Below are 16002 nucleotides of genomic sequence, written 5' to 3' on the forward strand. Positions count from 1 at the left end.
GCACGGTCGGTGGGCACAGTCGGTGGGCACAGTCGGTGGGCACAGTCGGTGGGCACAGTCGGTGGGCACAGTCGATGGATCAGATCGTCATCGGCATCGCTGTCATCACGCTGAGGAGCATCGGCGCGACGCCGAGCAGCATGAACGCCGGGAGCGTGCAGACGCCGAGCGGAAGCAGCAGCCGCGACGACAGGCGGGCAGCGCGCAGGCGCCCCTCGACCCGGGCGCGGTGGCGCGCGAGGGCCGAGGATGCGCGCAGCAGTTCCACGGCGGGCACGCCTGCACTGCGGGAAAGGTCCAGGAGTGCGTCGGTCTCGGCATCCGTTCCGTCGCCGGTTGCCGCCTGGACGAGACGGCGGGCACGGTCGATCGACACGCCGCCGCCCAACGCGATGGCCAGAAGCTCCGCGCCCAGGCCGGGGATGCCGGATCCGGCGCGGGCTCGCCTCACCAGCGCCGCGTTCCAGCGGTGCGCGGCCAGGATCAGCGCACCCCCGAGCACGAGGCACGCGATGCCGATCGGATGACTGACGAGCGTGCCGAACGTGTCGAAGCCCAGCGCGACGCCGAGGAGGACAGCCACCAGGGGAAGCCAGCCCATCAGCTTCGCGGTGGCGGCCGGTTCGGCGAGCGCCACGCGCACCTCGTCCGCCGCCTCCTGCGCGTCGCGCAGCGCGGCCGACAGCGCCCGCAGACTCTCCGCGAGGGGTGCACCGACGGCGGTGGCGACCTCCCACGCGGCAGCCACGTCGCGCCACGGATCCGCGTCATCCGGCGCCGGCTTCGCAGATCGGACGATCCGCCGTCGACCGGCGGTTACGGGTGTGGCCGCGGCGGTCGCGATCGCAGCAGCCAGCGGGACACCCGTCGCCACGCGTTCGCCGACGCGCGCCGCATGGGGATCCCCTGACTCGGCGAGGTACGTCCAGGCACGGGCCGGGGCGATGCCCGCCTGCAGCAGCACCGCCAGTCTCAGCACCGTCTCGGCGATCGACGCGCTCATCACCCGAGCTGCCATGGCAGCTCCTCGATCTCCAGGCGTCCCGCGGCGTTGACCACGGGGCGTCCGGCGGCCGCCAGGCGGCGAAGCCCGTCCACGTCCCGGGCGACGTGCAGGACGCAGCCGATGGCGCTGGCGGCCTGGCGTGCCAGGGCCCGATCGTCCAGTCCGGCCAGCGCCCCGAGCGCCTCGAGCCGCGCCGGCACATCGTGCAACCCGTTCGCGTGCAGCGTCCCCGCCCCGCCGTCGTGGCCGGTGTTGAGGGCACTGAGCAGCTCCCGAACCTCCTCGCCGCGGCATTCGCCCACGACGAGCCGGTCCGGCCGCATCCGCAGGGCTTCGCGCACCAGGCGGGCCAGGCCGATCGCGCCCGCCCCCTCGAGATTCGCCTGGCGCGCCTCGAGCTTGACGTGGTGGGGGTGCTGCACACGCAGTTCTGCGACGTCCTCGATCGTGACGATCCGTTCCGCGACCGGCGCACGGCCGAGCAGCGCTGCCAGCAGCGTCGTCTTGCCCGCGCCGGCTGCGCCGGTGATCAGCAGGTTGGCGCGTCGTCCGACCAGCTCCTCCAGCCGTCTGCGGGTCGGCGCGTCGAACATGCCCCGCGATTCGAGTGCGGCCAGGTCGGGGCTTTCCAGACGTGGCACGCGGATGGAGATGGCTGTTCCTTCCGCGGCGACCGGGGGAAGCACGGCGTGCACGCGCATCCCGCCCTCCAGGCGGACATCCACGCACGGGGTCGCGTCGTCGATGTGGCGCCCGCCCAGCCCGATGAGCGCGACGGCCAGATCGCGCACGTCCTCTTCCCTGGCGCGCCACTCCTGGGCCGGTGCCGCGCCACGGCCGCGGTCGACGAAGAGCCCGGCGGCGCCGTTGACGAACAGGTCGGTCACCTCCGGGTCATCGAGGTACCGTGCCAGTGGTTGCAAAGCGGGATGCCCCGTGCCGGCAGGGCGCCGACGCGTCGCCGGAACGGAGGCAGCGCTGTCCGGGCCGCTCGCTCCGGGGACGTGGGTCGCGGTCGGGGCGGAGCCGCCCGGCGGCAACGCGTCGCCCGGGACCCGGGGTTGGACGACGAACCGTTCGCGCATGCCTCGACGTTAGGTCGACATCGCAACGTCCTGATCAGCGTCTCGCGTTCCCGTGCAGAGCGTCATAAGAGAGGCACCTGGGGAGGAGTGGCGACCGGGAAAGAGAGGGCGGCATCCCATGGGGGGGAATGGGATGCCGCCACAAGCGACACCACAGTTCGGGGGAGGGTCGGGTGCCGCAATGCCAGAATCAAATGTTCGGCCGGGGACGAGCATACGCACATTCCATCGGGCCTCCAAACATCCTCATCAGGCTGTGACCGATATATCGTTTCGCCCCCGGCGGGCCGTGCGCGGGGCCGCTGCGCTCCCCACTATCGGAGGTAGTGACCGCCGGGGACGCTGGATAGATTGGCCCTGTCGTTGCGGCACGTCTTCCCGACCGTGCAGCCCCGGGACGGCCCGCGAAGGAGCGAGCATGAGCAGCCAGATCGACCACCTCCTCTCTGAGAGCCGGCGGTTCGCACCACCACCGGCGTTCGCGCAGAACGCCGTGGGGACAGCCGAGCTGTATGCGAAGGCCGCGGCCGATCGCGACGGCTTCTGGGCGGAGCAGGCCCGCGACCTGCACTGGCACACGCCGTTCACACAGGTTCTGGACTGGTCCAATCCGCCGTTCGCGACATGGTTCGCCGATGGTGAGCTCAATGTCTCCTACAACTGCCTCGACCGGCATGTGGAGGCGGGCAACGGCGATCGGGTGGCGCTCCTCTGGGAAGGCGAGCCGGGCGAATCGCGGCAGGTGACCTACGCCGAGCTGACCGACGAGGTCAAGCGGCTGGCGAACGTGCTCGAGGGCCTCGGGATCGGAGAGGGCGACCGGGTCGCCGTCTACATGCCGATGATCCCCGAGGCGATCGCCGCGATGCTCGCCGTCGCGCGCCTCGGCGCGATCCACTCGGTGGTGTTCGGTGGCTTCTCGGCCGACAGCCTGCGCTCCCGCATCGACGATGCCGGGGCCAAGCTGGTCATCACCGCCGACGGCGGCTACCGCAAGGGCAAAGTCTCCTCGCTCAAGCCCGCCGTGGACATGGCGCTGTCCGACCGCAACGGCGCCGGCATCCAGGAGACCGTGGAGCACGTCCTGGTCGTCCGGCGCGGCGGCAACAGAGTCGAGTGGACCGAGGGCCGTGACATCTGGTGGCACGACGTCGTGCCGCAGGCTCCGGCCGAACACGAGGCCCGGGCCTTCCCTGCCGAGACACCGCTTTTCATCCTGTACACCTCGGGCACGACCGGCAAGCCCAAGGGCATCATGCACTCCTCGGGCGGCTACCTCACGCAGGCGGCCTTCACCAACAAGGTCGTCCACGACATCCACCCCGAGACCGATGTGTTCTGGTGCACGGCCGACATCGGCTGGATCACGGGGCACACCTACGTCGCGTACGGCCCGCTCGCGAACGGCGCAACACAGGTGCTGTACGAGGGGACGCCGGATACGCCGCATCCGGGCCGCTGGTGGGAGATCGTGGAGAAGTACGGCGTGACGGTGCTGTACACGGCGCCCACCGCGATCCGGTCGTTCATGAAGATCGGCCGGTCGGTGCCCAAGAAGTTCGACCTGTCCTCGTTGCGGCTGCTGGGCTCGGTGGGTGAGCCGATCAACCCGGAAGCGTGGATGTGGTACCGCAAGATCATCGGCGGCAAGACCGCGCCGATCGTGGACACCTGGTGGCAGACCGAGACCGGCGCGATCATGATCTCGGCCCTGCCCGGGGTCACCGAGACCAAGCCCGGAAGCGCCCAGGTGCCGCTGCCGGGCATCTCGATCGACGTGGTCGATGACGACGGCGTCCACGTCGGCAACGGCAACGGCGGACTGCTGGTGGTCACCGAGCCGTGGCCCAGCATGCTTCGCGGTATCTGGGGCGACCCCGAGCGCTACAAGGAGACCTACTGGGACAAGTTCGCCGCGCAGGGCTACTACTTCGCCGGCGACGGCGCGCGCCTGGACGACGACGGCGATGTGTGGTTCCTCGGACGCGTCGACGACGTCATGAACGTCTCCGGTCACCGGCTGTCGACGACCGAGATCGAATCCGCGCTGGTCGCGAACGAGGCCGTCGCCGAAGCGGCGGTGGTGGGCGCATCGGACGAGACCACCGGCCAGGCGGTCGCGGCGTTCGTGATCATCAAGCAGAGCTATCTCGCGGCCCACTCCCCCGACGGTCTTGCGCAGTCACTGCGCGGATGGGTCGGGGAGCAGATCGGACCGATCGCACGACCGCGAGACGTGTACATCGTCGAGGAGCTGCCCAAGACACGCTCCGGAAAGATCATGCGCCGGCTGCTGCGCGACGTCGCCGAGGGCCGCGAGGTCGGAGACACCACCACGCTCGCCGACACCGCGGTGATGTCGGTGATCTCCGCGCAGGTGCGGTAGCGCCCGCTCGGGCTATGCGTAGGTGAAGACGACCTCGACCTCGACGGGACTGTCCAGCGGCAGGACCGAGACGCCGACGGCGGACCGGGCATGGCGCCCCGCTTCGCCGAAGATCTCGCCGAGCACGTTGCTCGCGCCGTTGATCACACCGGGCTGACCGGTGAAGTCCGCGACCGATGCGACGAAACCGACCACCTTGACGACGCCGGTGAGCCGATCCGCTCCGCCGACGGCGGCCGCGGCAGCCGCGACGGCGTTCAGCGCGCACTGGCGCGCATAGGAGGTGGCGTCCTCGGCGGGGATCAACCCGGGTCCGACTCCGACCTTGCCGGTGGCGGGAAGCGACCCGGCCACCATCGGCAGCTGCCCGGCGGTGTACACCAGATCGGCGTGCGCCTTGGCCGGAACGTACGCAGCCAGCGGCGGTACGACGGTCGGAAGCTCGATGCCCAGCTCGGCCAGCCGGTCGGTGACGGTCACTGCGCGGTTCCTTCGAACTGCCGGGCCGCCTGGGCCGCAGCATCCAGGCCCGCGTTGGCCGCGCCACCCTCAGAGGGGCGCTTCAGGTAGGCGACCAGCCCGCCTTCCGGCCCGGGCACGACCTGCACGAGCTCCCAGCCCTGCTTGCCCCAGTTGTTGAGGATCGCCGCAGTGTTGTGGATGAGAAGCGGGGTGGTGAGGTACTCCCACGTGGTCATAGAGGCTCCGAAGGGTCGCGGGCGGATGCGGGGAATCGGCGCGAAAAGGCGGGTCCGTAAAGAAATCGCCCAGGTAGCTCCCCTACGATCAAGCCTATGCCTGATACGAAACGGACGGCCAGCGGCGTGCTCGGCGGCCTCCTGGGACTGGTCGGACTGAGCGCTGTCGCGGGGGTTCTGATCACCGCGACGGTCACCCCCGCCATCGCCTTGTCCGGCGCGGCGGCGACCAGCGCGATCACGATGTTCGACAACCTGCCCAGCGTCCTGGACATCGACAAGCTGATGGTGCCGACGACCGTGTACGCGAAGAACCCGGACACGGGCGAGGACATCCAGCTGGCCCAGTTCTACGACCAGAACCGCTCCCCGGTCGAGTTCACCGAGGTCGCTCCGGTCATGTACGACGCGATCCTCTCCAGCGAGGACCCCCGCTTCTATCAGCATGGCGGTGTCGATCTGATCGGCACCTCGCGCGCGCTGCTGCAGAACATGCAGGGCGGCGGCGAGACGCAGGGCGGCTCATCGATCAGCCAGCAGTACGTCAAGAACGTCCTGATCCAGCGCTGCGAGCGCGACGCCACCACCGGCGAAGAGCTCCTGGACTGCTGGAACGAGGCGACCACGGCGTCAGGCACCGAGGGCATCCAGCGCAAGCTGCAGGAGATGCGGTACGCGATCGCCCTGGAGCAGAAGTATTCCAAGAACGACATCCTGCTGGGCTACCTGAACATCGCCAACCTCGGCGGGCAGACCTACGGCGTCGACGCGGCCGCCAAGTACTACTTCGGCGTCGCGGCGAAGGATCTCACCCTGTCGCAGGCGGCGACGATCGCCGGAATCGTGCAGAACCCGAACACCTACCGGATCGACCAGCCCGCCGGATCGATCTTCGACGCCAACGGGGTCGGCTACAACAAGGCTCCCGACGGCCTGGTCGACGACGTTCCGAGGGGTCAGCTGGCCGCGCTGGACACCCTGCTGGCCGACGGCACCATCACGCAGGAGCAGTACGTCGCCGCCGCGGACGGATACAGCTCCACCAAGGGCCGCCAGCTCTACGTGCTCAGCCGGATGCTGGATGACGGAAAGATCACGCAGGAGCAGTACGTCGCCGCGGTGATCGAACCGCTCACCCCCTCGCTGCACCCCGCCACGACCGGCTGTGCCGTGGCCGGCGGAGCCGCATACTTCTGCCAGTACGTGAAGAACATCATCAAGACCGACCCTGCCTTCGGCGCGACCCCCGAGGACCGCATCCGCATGCTGCAGCGCGGCGGCCTGAACGTCTACACGACGCTGGACCCGCGGGTGCAGATGCCGGCCGAGGCCTCGATGGCCGACAATGCGCCGAGATCGGTCGAGGGCTGGGTGTCCCCGGACACCGGCAAGTTCGGCGCCGCCACGGTGAGCATCGAGAACACCACCGGCCGGATCCTCTCCATCGCCCAGAACACGACTTTCAGCGAGGATGCCGGACTGGCGGGCGACCCGAACTTCTCGTCCCTGGTCTACGCCGGAGATGAGAAGTACGGCAACTCCGGTGGATTCGAAGCAGGATCGACGTTCAAGATCTTCACCCTCGTGGACTGGCTCGAAAAGGGCCACTCCGTCAACGAGACCCTCAACGGTCGAGTGCGCATCTTCAAGAGGATGACCAACAGCTGCACGGGCGACTGGGTGAACGTCGAGAACGCCCGGGTGTCCAACTTCAACAATCAGAGCGGCTACACCGGAACCCCGATGCAGTTCACCCGGGATTCGCTCAACACCGGCTACTTCGCGATGGCCGAGCAGCTCGACCTGTGCGACATCCAGAAGGTGGCGACCAAGATGGGAGCCACCCGCGGTGACGGCACACCTGTCTCGATGGACACGCTGTTCTCGGTGATCGGGTCGAACAACCTCTCGCCGATCGCGATGGCCGGCGCCTACGGAACTGTCGCCAACAACGGCATCTACTGCCAGCCGCGCGCGATCGACCGGGTCACCGACTCCGACGGCAACGAGATCACGCCGCCGCAGACGTCGTGCACGCAGGTGCTCGACCCCGCTGTGGCCGCGACGGCCGCGTACGCCCTGGAGGGTGTGATGAACGGCGGCACCGGCGCGGCGGCGAACCCCAACGACGGCGTCGACGTGATCGGCAAGACCGGAACACATGAGCAGAAGCAGACCTGGATGGTGGAATCCAGCACCAACGTGGTCACTGCCGCGTGGGTCGGCAACTCCACCGGCAGCGGCGACCTGTTCCGCCGGGGACTGTCCAACCTCCGCTATCAGCTCGCGGAAGACGTCCAGCGCGCCGCGAACGCCGTGTACGGCGGCAATTCGTTCCCCGGACCCGACTCGAACCTGACCCGCCGGGTGCTGCGCGATCTGCCCAACGTGGTCGGTCTGAGCATCCCGGAAGCCCAGCAGCGACTGGATGCGGCCGGATTCGATTCCGCCGTGGGGGAACCTGTGGACTCGCCCGAGGCTGAGGGCATCGTGGCCGCCCAGGACCCGGGTGCGGGCAGCGTCGCCGGGGGCACGACCGTGACCATCCACCCCAGCAACGGCCAGGGTCTGGCGGTGCCGGACATCGCGGGACGCTCTCTGAATGAGGCGAAACAGGCGCTCCGCGGGGCCGGGTTCGGCAACGTCGCGGACGGCGCCTGCACCGTCAACGCCGCCGCGGGCGCCCAGCCCACCGCCACCGGAACCTCACCGGGGGCCGGCAGCCTGGTCAATCGCAATGCCGCAATCGCCGTGAACTACTCGAGCCTGATCTGCGCCGGCGGCTTCGGCCCCGGCAACGGCTAGTGCCGGGCTCGCAGGCGAAGACCGCCCTCACCGCCCTCGCGGCGGTGGGGGCGGTCGGCGCGAGCGCCGCGATCTGGGGCGTCGGCATCGAGCGCTACCTGTTCACGGTGCGCGAGCACACCGTGACCGTGCTGCCGGCCGGCAGCGCCCCGCTTCGGGTTCTGCACCTGTCCGACGCCCACATGGCGCCGTGGCAGCACCGCAAGCAGCGCTGGATGGCCTCGCTGGCCGAGCAGTGGCGACCCGATTTGGTCGTCAACACCGGCGACAACCTCGGCCACGTGCGAGGGCTCCGCGGTCTGCGCGCCGCCCTCGACCCGCTGCGCGGCATCCCGGGTATGTTCGTGCACGGCTCCAACGACCACGCCGCCCCGCAACCGCGCAACCCGCTCCGGTACTTCACGGGTCCGTCGAAGGTCAGAACGGCGAGCGAGCCGTTGGATGCCGCGGCGCTGGATGGCTATCTGGCCGATGAGCTGGGCTGGCTGGACCTGAACAACGCGGTCGGCTCCATCGACATCGCGGGCGCCCGCATCGACGCGTTCGGGGTCAGCGACGCCCACCGCGGCTGGGACGCGCTCGGTGTCCTCCCCCGGCTCCTGGAGGACCTGCGCGCCGACGTCGGTCCCGCCACAGTCACCCTGGGAGTGACCCACGCCCCGTACCGGCGCGTCCTGGACTCCTTCGTCGACCTGGGCGCCGACATGATCTTCGCCGGCCACACGCACGGCGGCCAGGTGCGCGTGCCCGGGTACGGCGCGCTCGTGGCCAACTGCGACATCCCGCTGCGCCAGGCCCGCGGCCTGAGCCGGTGGCGGCATGCCGGCAGGTCGGTGCCGCTGAACGTCAGCGCCGGTCTCGGCCACTCGATCTACGCCCCGGTGCGGTTCGCTTGCCGACCCGAGGCGTCGCTGATCACCCTCCTCCCCCGCGCGTAGCCGCGCCGGACGACCCCGTCCCACGTCGCCTCCTCCCCAGCCCGCGGACGCCCCCGAGAACCCCCCGATGCCCGTGCCGGCAATCGGCGACGCGCCCGGGTGGATGACGATCGGAGCCTGTCCACTCGGAGGAGAAGCCATGCCGGTGCCCGCCCAGACACGCCACGTCCAGACACGCCACGTCCAGACAAGCCACGTCCAGAAACGCCTCGTCCCAGCCCGCGCCACCCGCGGAGTGATGGCGATCGCGCTCGCCTGCGTGCTGGCCGCACTCGCGGTCATCGCCGCGCCGGCGCCCGCGCACGCCGCGGCCCCGGGTGCCGGCTTCGGCACGTGGGCGCCGCTGTCGCCGTACGGGTGGCACGGCTCGATGGTGATCGACGGAGTGCACACGTACTGCATCCTCCCCGGCGCGCCGGCACCGACCGGCACCAGCGTCGACCACGGGGTGAGCGGGTCGGCCGTGGGGCTGTCGCCGCAGCAGCTGACCGGGATCAATCTGCTCGTGACGAAATACGGCCAGACCGGCGATCCGGTGCAGGCTGCAGCCGTCGGCTGGGCCGTGAAGGCGATCGCGAACTGGGACGAGACGCTGCACCACTTCGGCTATCGCGGCGACTCCCTGGCCGGTGCCATCCACTGGACCTTCTCGGCCCTCGCCCCCGAGCAGAACGAGAGCGTCCAGAACCTCGCCGTCGCCTACTACGAGGAGGGCCGAAGCACGCCCCCCGGCGCAGCCGCCGCCTCCGGTGCGCTTATCTTCACGACGGATGCCGCGGAACCCGCGCTCGGCAGCGTGCGCGTGGATGCCTCCACCCCCGCGGCCCGCGGCACGCTCACCCTGGCGAACGCCACATTCGCCGACACGGGCACCAGCACCCTGCCGAACGCCGCGCCCGGGCGCGACTACGCCATCACCGCTCAGCCGCCTGCCCCCGGCCGCCCGTACGTCGTCACCGGCAGCGGGCGCTTCGTGGTGCAGGACGTCGCGGCCGTGCGTCACTTCACGACGGCCGGAGGCCAGGACACCGCCGGACCGGCCGGGGAGGTCGGCTTCGACGTCTCCGGTGAGGATGCCGCCCCCCGCGTCCCGCTGTTCGCGCCGACGGTGTCCACCCAGGTCGCGTCGAAATACGTGGCCGCCGGCTCGTTCATCGACGCCATCGTGTTCGGCGGCTCCGTTGAGCACTGGCCCCGGTCACCGGACGGCGGATTCCTTCCGGTGACGGCTGCCGGGACGGTCTACCGCACCGAGAGCGTGCCCGCCCGCGCTGAGGCCGGCGTGCCGACCGACGCGGTGGCCGTGGGGACGCTCGCGCTGACCACGGACGAGCGGGGCGGGCCGACGACGTCGTACACCGTGATCTCGGGGTGGGCTCTTCCGGGGCCGGGGGTCTACACCGCCGTGTGGACGGTGGACCGGGGGGCGCAGACCGAGGCCGTGGCCGGTCATCTTCGGGCGGACTACACCTGGACGGAGAGTTTCGGCGAGACGACGCAGATCGCGATGGTGCCGGCCGTCTCGTCGCTGGCCGAGCCGACGGTGACCGCCGAGTCGCCACTGACGGACACGGTCATCGTGGGCTCGCCGCTTCCCGCCGAGGGGCTGCTCGTCTCGTCCGCGGTCTACCTCGCTCCGGACGGCACCGCCCCGGCGGAGGTGTGCACGCCGTCGAACCTGGTGTGGGCCAGCGACCCACACCTCATGACCGCTCCGGGCGAACACACGGTGACCTCACCGGTTCCGGGTCAACCCGGTACGTACTTCTGGCAGGAGCGCGCCATGGACGCGGCCGGCGAAGTGGTCCACCTGGGCGAGTGCGGGACGCCGAGCGAAACGACCCGCGTGCTCGCACCCGCAGCGGCGGATTCGGCTCAGCAGGCGCCCGCACTCGCCGCCACCGGGCTCGCCACGGACCGAAGCCATGCCATCGGCGCGATCGCCGTCGGGTGCCTCACAGCGGGTGCCACCTCCCTGACCCTCTCCCGGCGCCGACGTCTCGCAAGCCCGATCGGATGATCCACCGAGCCACTGAGTTGCGCCTGCGTTCGAAGGACGCCGGAGCATCGGGTAGACTCGAACGGTTGCACGGGGTGTGGCGCAGCTTGGTAGCGCGCGTCGTTCGGGACGACGAGGCCGCAGGTTCAAATCCTGTCACCCCGACAGCAGAGAGGCTCCGCACCGCTTCTGGAAAGAAGCAGTGCGGAGCCTTTCGTCTACCGCCCCCGGACAGGAGCACCGTGACCGAAACGCCCGCTGACAGCATCCCGCCGCGACTGGTCGCTTTCGATCTGGACGACACGCTGGCCCCCTCGAAGGCCGCGATCGATCCGCGCATCGGCCGACTGCTGATCCAGCTCGCGGAACGCGTCGAGGTGGCGATCATCTCCGGCGGTCAGCTGGAGCAGTTCCGCGCGCAGGTGGTGGACCGACTGCCGGATGCGCCGGCCGAGACCCTGACCCACGTCCATCTGCTGCCCACCTGCGGCACCCAGTACTACCGGATCACGCCGGACGGCATCGACACCGTGTACGCGCATTCGCTCACCGAGGACCAGAAGACGCGGGCGCTGCGCGCCGTCGAGCAAGAGGCACGTCGGCTGGGACTATGGGAGCCCGAGACGTGGGGCGACATCCTGGAGGACCGCGGCTCGCAGATCACCTTCTCGGCTCTCGGGCAGCATGCGCCGCTGGATGCCAAGAAGGCATGGGACCCCACCGGGGCGAAGAAGAGCGCACTGCGGGATGCCGTGGCTCCTCGGATTCCCGATCTGGAGGTGCGCTCGGGCGGCTCGACATCGATCGACATCACTCATCGCGGTATCGACAAGGCGTACGGCATGCGGCAGCTCGCCGAGCAGACGGGTATTCCGCTGGAGGGGATGCTGTTCGTCGGCGACCGGCTGGACCCGGATGGTAACGACTATCCGGTGCTCGAGATGGGCGTGGACTGCCACGCGGTCACCGGCTGGGAAGACACCGCCGAATACCTGGATGAACTGCTGCCGACGTTGACGATCCGACGCTGAGCCGCCCCTTCGAGGCGCCCGGCGTCCGTTCACGGCTGAACGGCCGGATGCCGCGGACTGTCCTGTCTGTCGACGGTGAGCGGCACCAGCCGCGCCAGCTGGGTGACATGTGAGGGCTCGAGCTCGCCCAGTGAGGCCACGCCCAGGAGAGTCATGGTGCGGGTGATCTCGTCCCGCAGAATCGCGATGGCACGGTCCACTCCGGCTCGTCCGCCGGCCATGAGCCCGTACAGGTAGGCCCGCCCCACGAGCGTGAACTTCGCGCCGAGCGCGACCGACGCAACGATGTCTGCTCCGTTCATGATGCCGGTGTCGATCATCACGGTGGCGTCCCGGCCGACCTCCCGCACGACCGCCGGCAGCAGATGGAACGGGACCGGGGCGCGATCCAGCTGGCGCCCGCCGTGGTTGGACAGGACGACGCCGTCCACCCCGGCGTCGATCAGTCGGACCGAGTCCGCAACGGTCTGGACGCCCTTGACCACGATCTTGCCCGGCCACAGGTCACGGATCACGGCGAGGTCGTCGAAGCCGATGGTCGGGTCCATCGCCGCGTTCAGCAGCTCCGCGACCGTCCCCCCGGTCGTGGACAGAGACGCGAATTCGAGCTTGGGTGTGGTGAGGAAGTCGTACCACCACCACGGTCTTGGGATCGCGTTGAGGATCGTGCCGACGGTCAACTGCGGAGGGATGGAGAAACCGTTGCGCTTGTCACGGAGGCGGGCTCCCGCCACCGGGGTGTCCACCGTGAACAGCAGCGTGTCGAAACCCGCTGCGGCGGCACGACGCACCAGCCCGTAGGAGATCTCCCGATCACGCATGACGTACAGCTGGAACCAGTTCCGCCCGCCTGGGTTCGCCGCGCGGACGTCCTCGATGGAGGTCGTGCCCAGGGTGGACAGCGTGAACGGGATCCCGGCAGCGCCGGCTGCCGCCGCCCCTGCCGATTCACCCTCGGTGTGCATCAGTCGCGTGAACCCCGTCGGCGCGATGCCGAACGGCAGAGCGCTGGATCCGCCCAGGATGGTGGTGGACATGTCGACGAGGTCCGCGGGACGGAGGATGCCGGGATGGAACTCGATGTCCTGGAACGCCTGTCGGGCCCTGGTCAGCGACAACTCCCCCTCGGCGGCGCCGTCGGTGTAATCGAAGGCTGCTTTCGGTGTGCGACGTTTCGCGATCTTCCGCAGATCGCCGATGGTGAGCGCGGCATCCAGACGGCGCTTCCTGCCGTTCAGTTCCGGCTTCTTGAACTGCATGAGCTCGAGCAGCTCGGCGGGTTTGGGGAGCTGGCGCTTGACCATCGTCGGTCCTTTCGTCGGGCGCGGGCCAGACCCGTCCGGGGCGCGTCAGTCGCTCTCGGAGTCGATCCGATTCCGCAGCGTCTCGTCGTCCAGGAGAGGCAGATCGGCGCGCGTGACGACATGAGACGTCACCGCATACTCGACCAGGCGGGCACGCCGGTTCGTCGCGAGCTTGCCGGCCCCACCGCGAAGACCCTGCACGCCCATGCGGTCCAGTTTGTCGCACACGTTGTCGAGCTTGCGGTTGAACTTGCTCATCGTCCACCCCAGTCGCTGCGCTGCCGCGCTCGACGACGGCAGCTCGTTCATGCTGACGCCCTCACGACGCAGCATCGGTTCGGCCAGAGCGACGATGAGCAGCTTCTGCAGGGGCGTGAAACTGGCCGGCATGACCGTGGTCTCGCCACTCATCGACGCGTACACCTGGCGCGAGACCTCGTACGGCGCCTGCTCGGTGTGCAGGCTCAGCTCGTAGGTGACGGGGCCGGCCGTGAACACGATGACACTGCGCTCGAAAACGAGCGGCATCCGCGCCCCCGGTGAGAGCCATGACTGCACGGCTCCACCGGCGCTCGAGATCGTGGCCGCCAGTCGCACCCCGACGTTCGCGAGCCACCACAGCCCGTCGCGGTGCGACAGCTCCAGGAAGTGCCGATGCAGATACCGGTTGTCGTCGATCTCAAGGTCGCCCTCGCGACCGATGATGAAGGGCCGGTCGATCGGCAGGTCGTGCCACTCGCCGGCGAACTCAAGTCGAAGTGGCGCCACGTCGCCCGCGCCCGCCGCGTCGAGGCTGTCGAGCTCGCTTGCCGATTTCACATCTGTCACGTAACGCTCCTTCACCTGACATCCTGCCAGCAAGAGTGCGTCACCGGCGTGACGCGGCGTCGGATGAAGTCACGCGGCGGGGTCACGTGAATTGGGGGCGCAACTCCTCACGCAGCTGCCTGAAGTTGCGCGGGGTCGTCTTCCAGCGCCCCTCGTCCGTCTCCTCGAAGGTCACCCGGTACTCACCCGTCGTGCGGTCCAGCTGCACGAGGGCTTTCCGCGGCAGGGCCTCGCCGGGCTTGTAATAGCTGTCGGTGTAGGCCTTCACCGCGGGTGCCACCGCCCACGGATCCGACGCCACGGCCGATACCACGCCGTCGGGCCAGTAGAGGTAGCCGTGCGCCTCGTTGAACTCCCCGTCGGGGAACTCCAGGATGATTGCCAGAGCCTCCCAGCCCTCCGCGTCGAGGTTGGGCGCTTGCATGTTGTCGATGAGAGCGCGGATGAGATCGGCTGTGACATTTCCTGGCATGGAGTTCCTCTCGAGTCTGTTCACCGCGTGTGGATGCGGTCGAAGGTCTCGCCGTTGACGTTCGCGAAACTCGGATTACGGACCTCGATGATGTCGCCGGTCGATGGGTCGGACACCACATACACAACCTGAAAATTATCAGGTCGGACGGCACCGGGAGGGTCGACCTGAATGCGGTAGTCGACGCGGGCGCCCTCGGCAACCCAGTCGGCCCACTCGCTCTCCATCTTCTTCCATGCGCCGCGATTGAGGTTGGCGATCTGCGGCACGATTCCTTCATCCCGGGTGTCCCCGAAGAAGCGGTGCGCACCCAGGTGGCCGCCGTCGTCCCCGGGATTGCCCAGTCGGCCGATCGCCGTCGCATTGTCGCCTCGAGCGGAGCCGCCGAAATCCTCGAGGATCTTCCCCTGCTCCTGCACCGGCCGTCCGGTGTCAGGATCGAAGTGCGTCGTCTTGGTGTTGGGGCCGCGCGTGGTGACGGTGTTGTCGTACTTGTCCGTGTCGCGGACCTGCCGCACGACGTTGTCCAGGTGGTCCGTGATCCGGTCGGCGAGCTGGGGAAGCCGGTCACTCAGACGGCGACCCGCGTCCGCGACCGATTGCTTCAACTCGCGCATCACTGCCCGTGCGCCGGCGCTCATCAGTCGTCTCCTCCGAAGTCGAGCGCGGAGAACTCCGCGAAGAACGTGGAGGTCACCGACTGAAGGTCTGCACCATGCAGCTTCATCGTCGCCTGCGCATCCTCCAAGGCAGCCAGATCCGCATAGAACTCATCCGAATCCCCCGCGGTCGCCTCCACCATCGGCGCATCCAGGACCGCGTCGATCACCGCGGGCAGCTGCTCCGACATCGGCTCGATCGCCAACGGCAGAAGCTGATTCAGCAGCTGTTCCACGGCGATGTCCACCGCCGCGTTCAACAGCTTCTTCTTGACCAGCAGCATCGGCCCCGCACCGGCAGCGGTGAGCGGATTCGTCAGCATCGCAACCAGCGTGATCAACGTCGACGACACATCGACGATGACCTTCATCTTCAACGCGAAGATCGCCTCCGCACCGACATCCATCGCCATCGCAGCCGGCGGCATGATGTCGACCAGCTTCTGCAGATTCTGCGACCGGTTCGCGTTCCACGCACCCAACGTCGCCGGCCCCGTCTGCCCCCGCATCGCACCGGAGATATCGCCGTTGACCTTGCGATCGACCGCCTGGATCACATCCTCCAGATCAGTGCCCAGATTGCGGACCAGAACCGCGCCCTTGCGCACCTCGTCCTCATCGATGTCCGGCCACTCGAACCCGAGCTTCTCCATCACCCAGACCAGCTCGTTCGGCAACATCATCCCCACGACCACACCTCCTGAGTCGAATCTACGTTTCGGGTCAGGAACCGACCATGGGTAGCACTTCCCACCAGCTGCGCATCACGGCAGTGGTCACGGTCGCCTCGG

General features: G+C 69.0%; 14 protein-coding genes and 1 tRNA gene. 6 read left to right on the top strand and 9 right to left on the bottom strand.

Annotated elements, in window-relative coordinates:
* Nucleotides 1–79: 79 nt before the first annotated feature.
* Complete coding sequence (locus QNO12_RS11970; RefSeq protein ID WP_257503459.1) at nucleotides 80–1018, bottom strand: type II secretion system F family protein; 939 nt, start codon at nucleotides 1016–1018, stop codon at nucleotides 80–82.
* Nucleotides 1003–2091 (bottom strand): TadA family conjugal transfer-associated ATPase, encoded by a 1089-nt coding sequence (locus tag QNO12_RS11975; protein ID WP_257503460.1) that lies wholly within the window; start codon nucleotides 2089–2091, stop codon nucleotides 1003–1005. Before QNO12_RS11975 ends, QNO12_RS11970 begins: the two co-directional genes overlap by 16 nt.
* 418 nt (nucleotides 2092–2509) lie before the next feature.
* Between QNO12_RS11975 and acs the strand changes: the two genes are divergently transcribed.
* Complete coding sequence (gene acs, locus QNO12_RS11980; RefSeq protein ID WP_257503461.1) at nucleotides 2510–4477, top strand: acetate--CoA ligase; 1968 nt, start codon at nucleotides 2510–2512, stop codon at nucleotides 4475–4477.
* 12 nt (nucleotides 4478–4489) lie between these two features.
* Here acs and QNO12_RS11985 read toward each other — a convergent pair whose 3' ends face one another.
* Nucleotides 4490–4957, bottom strand: coding sequence for a RidA family protein (locus tag QNO12_RS11985; RefSeq protein WP_257503462.1), 468 nt, complete (start codon nucleotides 4955–4957; stop codon nucleotides 4490–4492).
* Nucleotides 4954–5175 (bottom strand): Sp36 family protein, encoded by a 222-nt coding sequence (gene sp36, locus QNO12_RS11990; RefSeq protein ID WP_257503463.1) that lies wholly within the window; start codon nucleotides 5173–5175, stop codon nucleotides 4954–4956. The genes QNO12_RS11985 and sp36 overlap by 4 nt, the downstream gene beginning before the upstream one ends.
* Nucleotides 5176–5271: 96 nt before the next feature.
* On the opposite strand from sp36, the gene QNO12_RS11995 reads away from it, so the two are divergent.
* The 5 genes from QNO12_RS11995 to QNO12_RS12015 all read left to right on the top strand — a co-directional run bounded on the left by QNO12_RS11995 (nucleotide 5272) and on the right by QNO12_RS12015 (nucleotide 11948).
* Nucleotides 5272–7980, top strand: coding sequence for a transglycosylase domain-containing protein (locus QNO12_RS11995; protein ID WP_257503464.1), 2709 nt, complete (start codon nucleotides 5272–5274; stop codon nucleotides 7978–7980).
* Nucleotides 7980–8918, top strand: coding sequence for a metallophosphoesterase (locus QNO12_RS12000; RefSeq protein WP_257503465.1), 939 nt, complete (start codon nucleotides 7980–7982; stop codon nucleotides 8916–8918). Before QNO12_RS11995 ends, QNO12_RS12000 begins: the two co-directional genes overlap by 1 nt.
* Nucleotides 8919–9057: 139 nt before the next feature.
* A complete protein-coding gene (locus QNO12_RS12005; protein ID WP_257503466.1) occupies nucleotides 9058–10938 on the top strand; it encodes a hypothetical protein in 1881 nt (626 codons plus the stop codon).
* 70 nt (nucleotides 10939–11008) lie between these two features.
* A tRNA-Pro gene (locus QNO12_RS12010) sits at nucleotides 11009–11082 on the top strand.
* 77 nt (nucleotides 11083–11159) lie between these two features.
* Nucleotides 11160–11948 carry an HAD-IIB family hydrolase gene (locus QNO12_RS12015; RefSeq protein ID WP_257503467.1) on the top strand — a complete coding sequence of 263 codons (789 nt, stop codon included), beginning with the start codon at nucleotides 11160–11162 and terminating at the stop codon, nucleotides 11946–11948.
* 29 nt (nucleotides 11949–11977) lie between these two features.
* Here the strand turns inward: QNO12_RS12015 and QNO12_RS12020 are convergent, their stop codons facing one another.
* The 5 genes from QNO12_RS12020 to QNO12_RS12040 form a co-directional block, all read right to left on the bottom strand.
* Nucleotides 11978–13252 (bottom strand): alpha-hydroxy acid oxidase, encoded by a 1275-nt coding sequence (locus tag QNO12_RS12020; protein WP_257503468.1) that lies wholly within the window; start codon nucleotides 13250–13252, stop codon nucleotides 11978–11980.
* Between the two features lie 45 nt (nucleotides 13253–13297).
* The gene (locus QNO12_RS12025) at nucleotides 13298–14020 is read right to left on the bottom strand and encodes an FHA domain-containing protein (protein ID WP_257503482.1); all 723 of its coding nucleotides are present in this window, start codon (nucleotides 14018–14020) and stop codon (nucleotides 13298–13300) included.
* Between the two features lie 142 nt (nucleotides 14021–14162).
* Complete coding sequence (locus QNO12_RS12030; RefSeq protein WP_257503469.1) at nucleotides 14163–14552, bottom strand: hypothetical protein; 390 nt, start codon at nucleotides 14550–14552, stop codon at nucleotides 14163–14165.
* A gap of 20 nt (nucleotides 14553–14572) precedes the next feature.
* On the bottom strand, nucleotides 14573–15193 hold the full coding sequence (locus QNO12_RS12035; RefSeq protein ID WP_257503470.1) for a DNA/RNA non-specific endonuclease: 621 nt from the start codon (nucleotides 15191–15193) through the stop codon (nucleotides 14573–14575).
* A complete protein-coding gene (locus tag QNO12_RS12040) occupies nucleotides 15193–15894 on the bottom strand; it encodes a WXG100-like domain-containing protein (RefSeq protein ID WP_257503471.1) in 702 nt (233 codons plus the stop codon). Before QNO12_RS12040 ends, QNO12_RS12035 begins: the two co-directional genes overlap by 1 nt.
* Between the last annotated feature and the right edge of the window lie 108 nt (nucleotides 15895–16002).

This window comes from Microbacterium sp. zg-B185, from assembly GCF_030246885.1.
In the GTDB taxonomy this organism is placed as follows: Bacteria; Actinomycetota; Actinomycetes; order Actinomycetales; family Microbacteriaceae; genus Microbacterium.

What these genes read in the sequence shown, in the direction of transcription:
- QNO12_RS11970 (WP_257503459.1), bottom strand. Translation starts at nt 1,018, where the DNA reads ATGGCAGCTCGGGTGATGAGCGCGTCGATCGCCGAGACGGTGCTGAGA.
- QNO12_RS11975 (WP_257503460.1), bottom strand. Translation starts at nt 2,091, where the DNA reads ATGCGCGAACGGTTCGTCGTCCAACCCCGGGTCCCGGGCGACGCGTTG.
- acs (WP_257503461.1), top strand. Translation starts at nt 2,510, where the DNA reads ATGAGCAGCCAGATCGACCACCTCCTCTCTGAGAGCCGGCGGTTCGCA.
- sp36 (WP_257503463.1), bottom strand. Translation starts at nt 5,175, where the DNA reads ATGACCACGTGGGAGTACCTCACCACCCCGCTTCTCATCCACAACACT.
- QNO12_RS11995 (WP_257503464.1), top strand. Translation starts at nt 5,272, where the DNA reads ATGCCTGATACGAAACGGACGGCCAGCGGCGTGCTCGGCGGCCTCCTG.
- QNO12_RS12005 (WP_257503466.1), top strand. Translation starts at nt 9,058, where the DNA reads ATGCCGGTGCCCGCCCAGACACGCCACGTCCAGACACGCCACGTCCAG.
- QNO12_RS12020 (WP_257503468.1), bottom strand. Translation starts at nt 13,252, where the DNA reads ATGGTCAAGCGCCAGCTCCCCAAACCCGCCGAGCTGCTCGAGCTCATG.
- QNO12_RS12030 (WP_257503469.1), bottom strand. Translation starts at nt 14,552, where the DNA reads ATGCCAGGAAATGTCACAGCCGATCTCATCCGCGCTCTCATCGACAAC.
- QNO12_RS12035 (WP_257503470.1), bottom strand. Translation starts at nt 15,193, where the DNA reads ATGAGCGCCGGCGCACGGGCAGTGATGCGCGAGTTGAAGCAATCGGTC.
- QNO12_RS12040 (WP_257503471.1), bottom strand. Translation starts at nt 15,894, where the DNA reads ATGATGTTGCCGAACGAGCTGGTCTGGGTGATGGAGAAGCTCGGGTTC.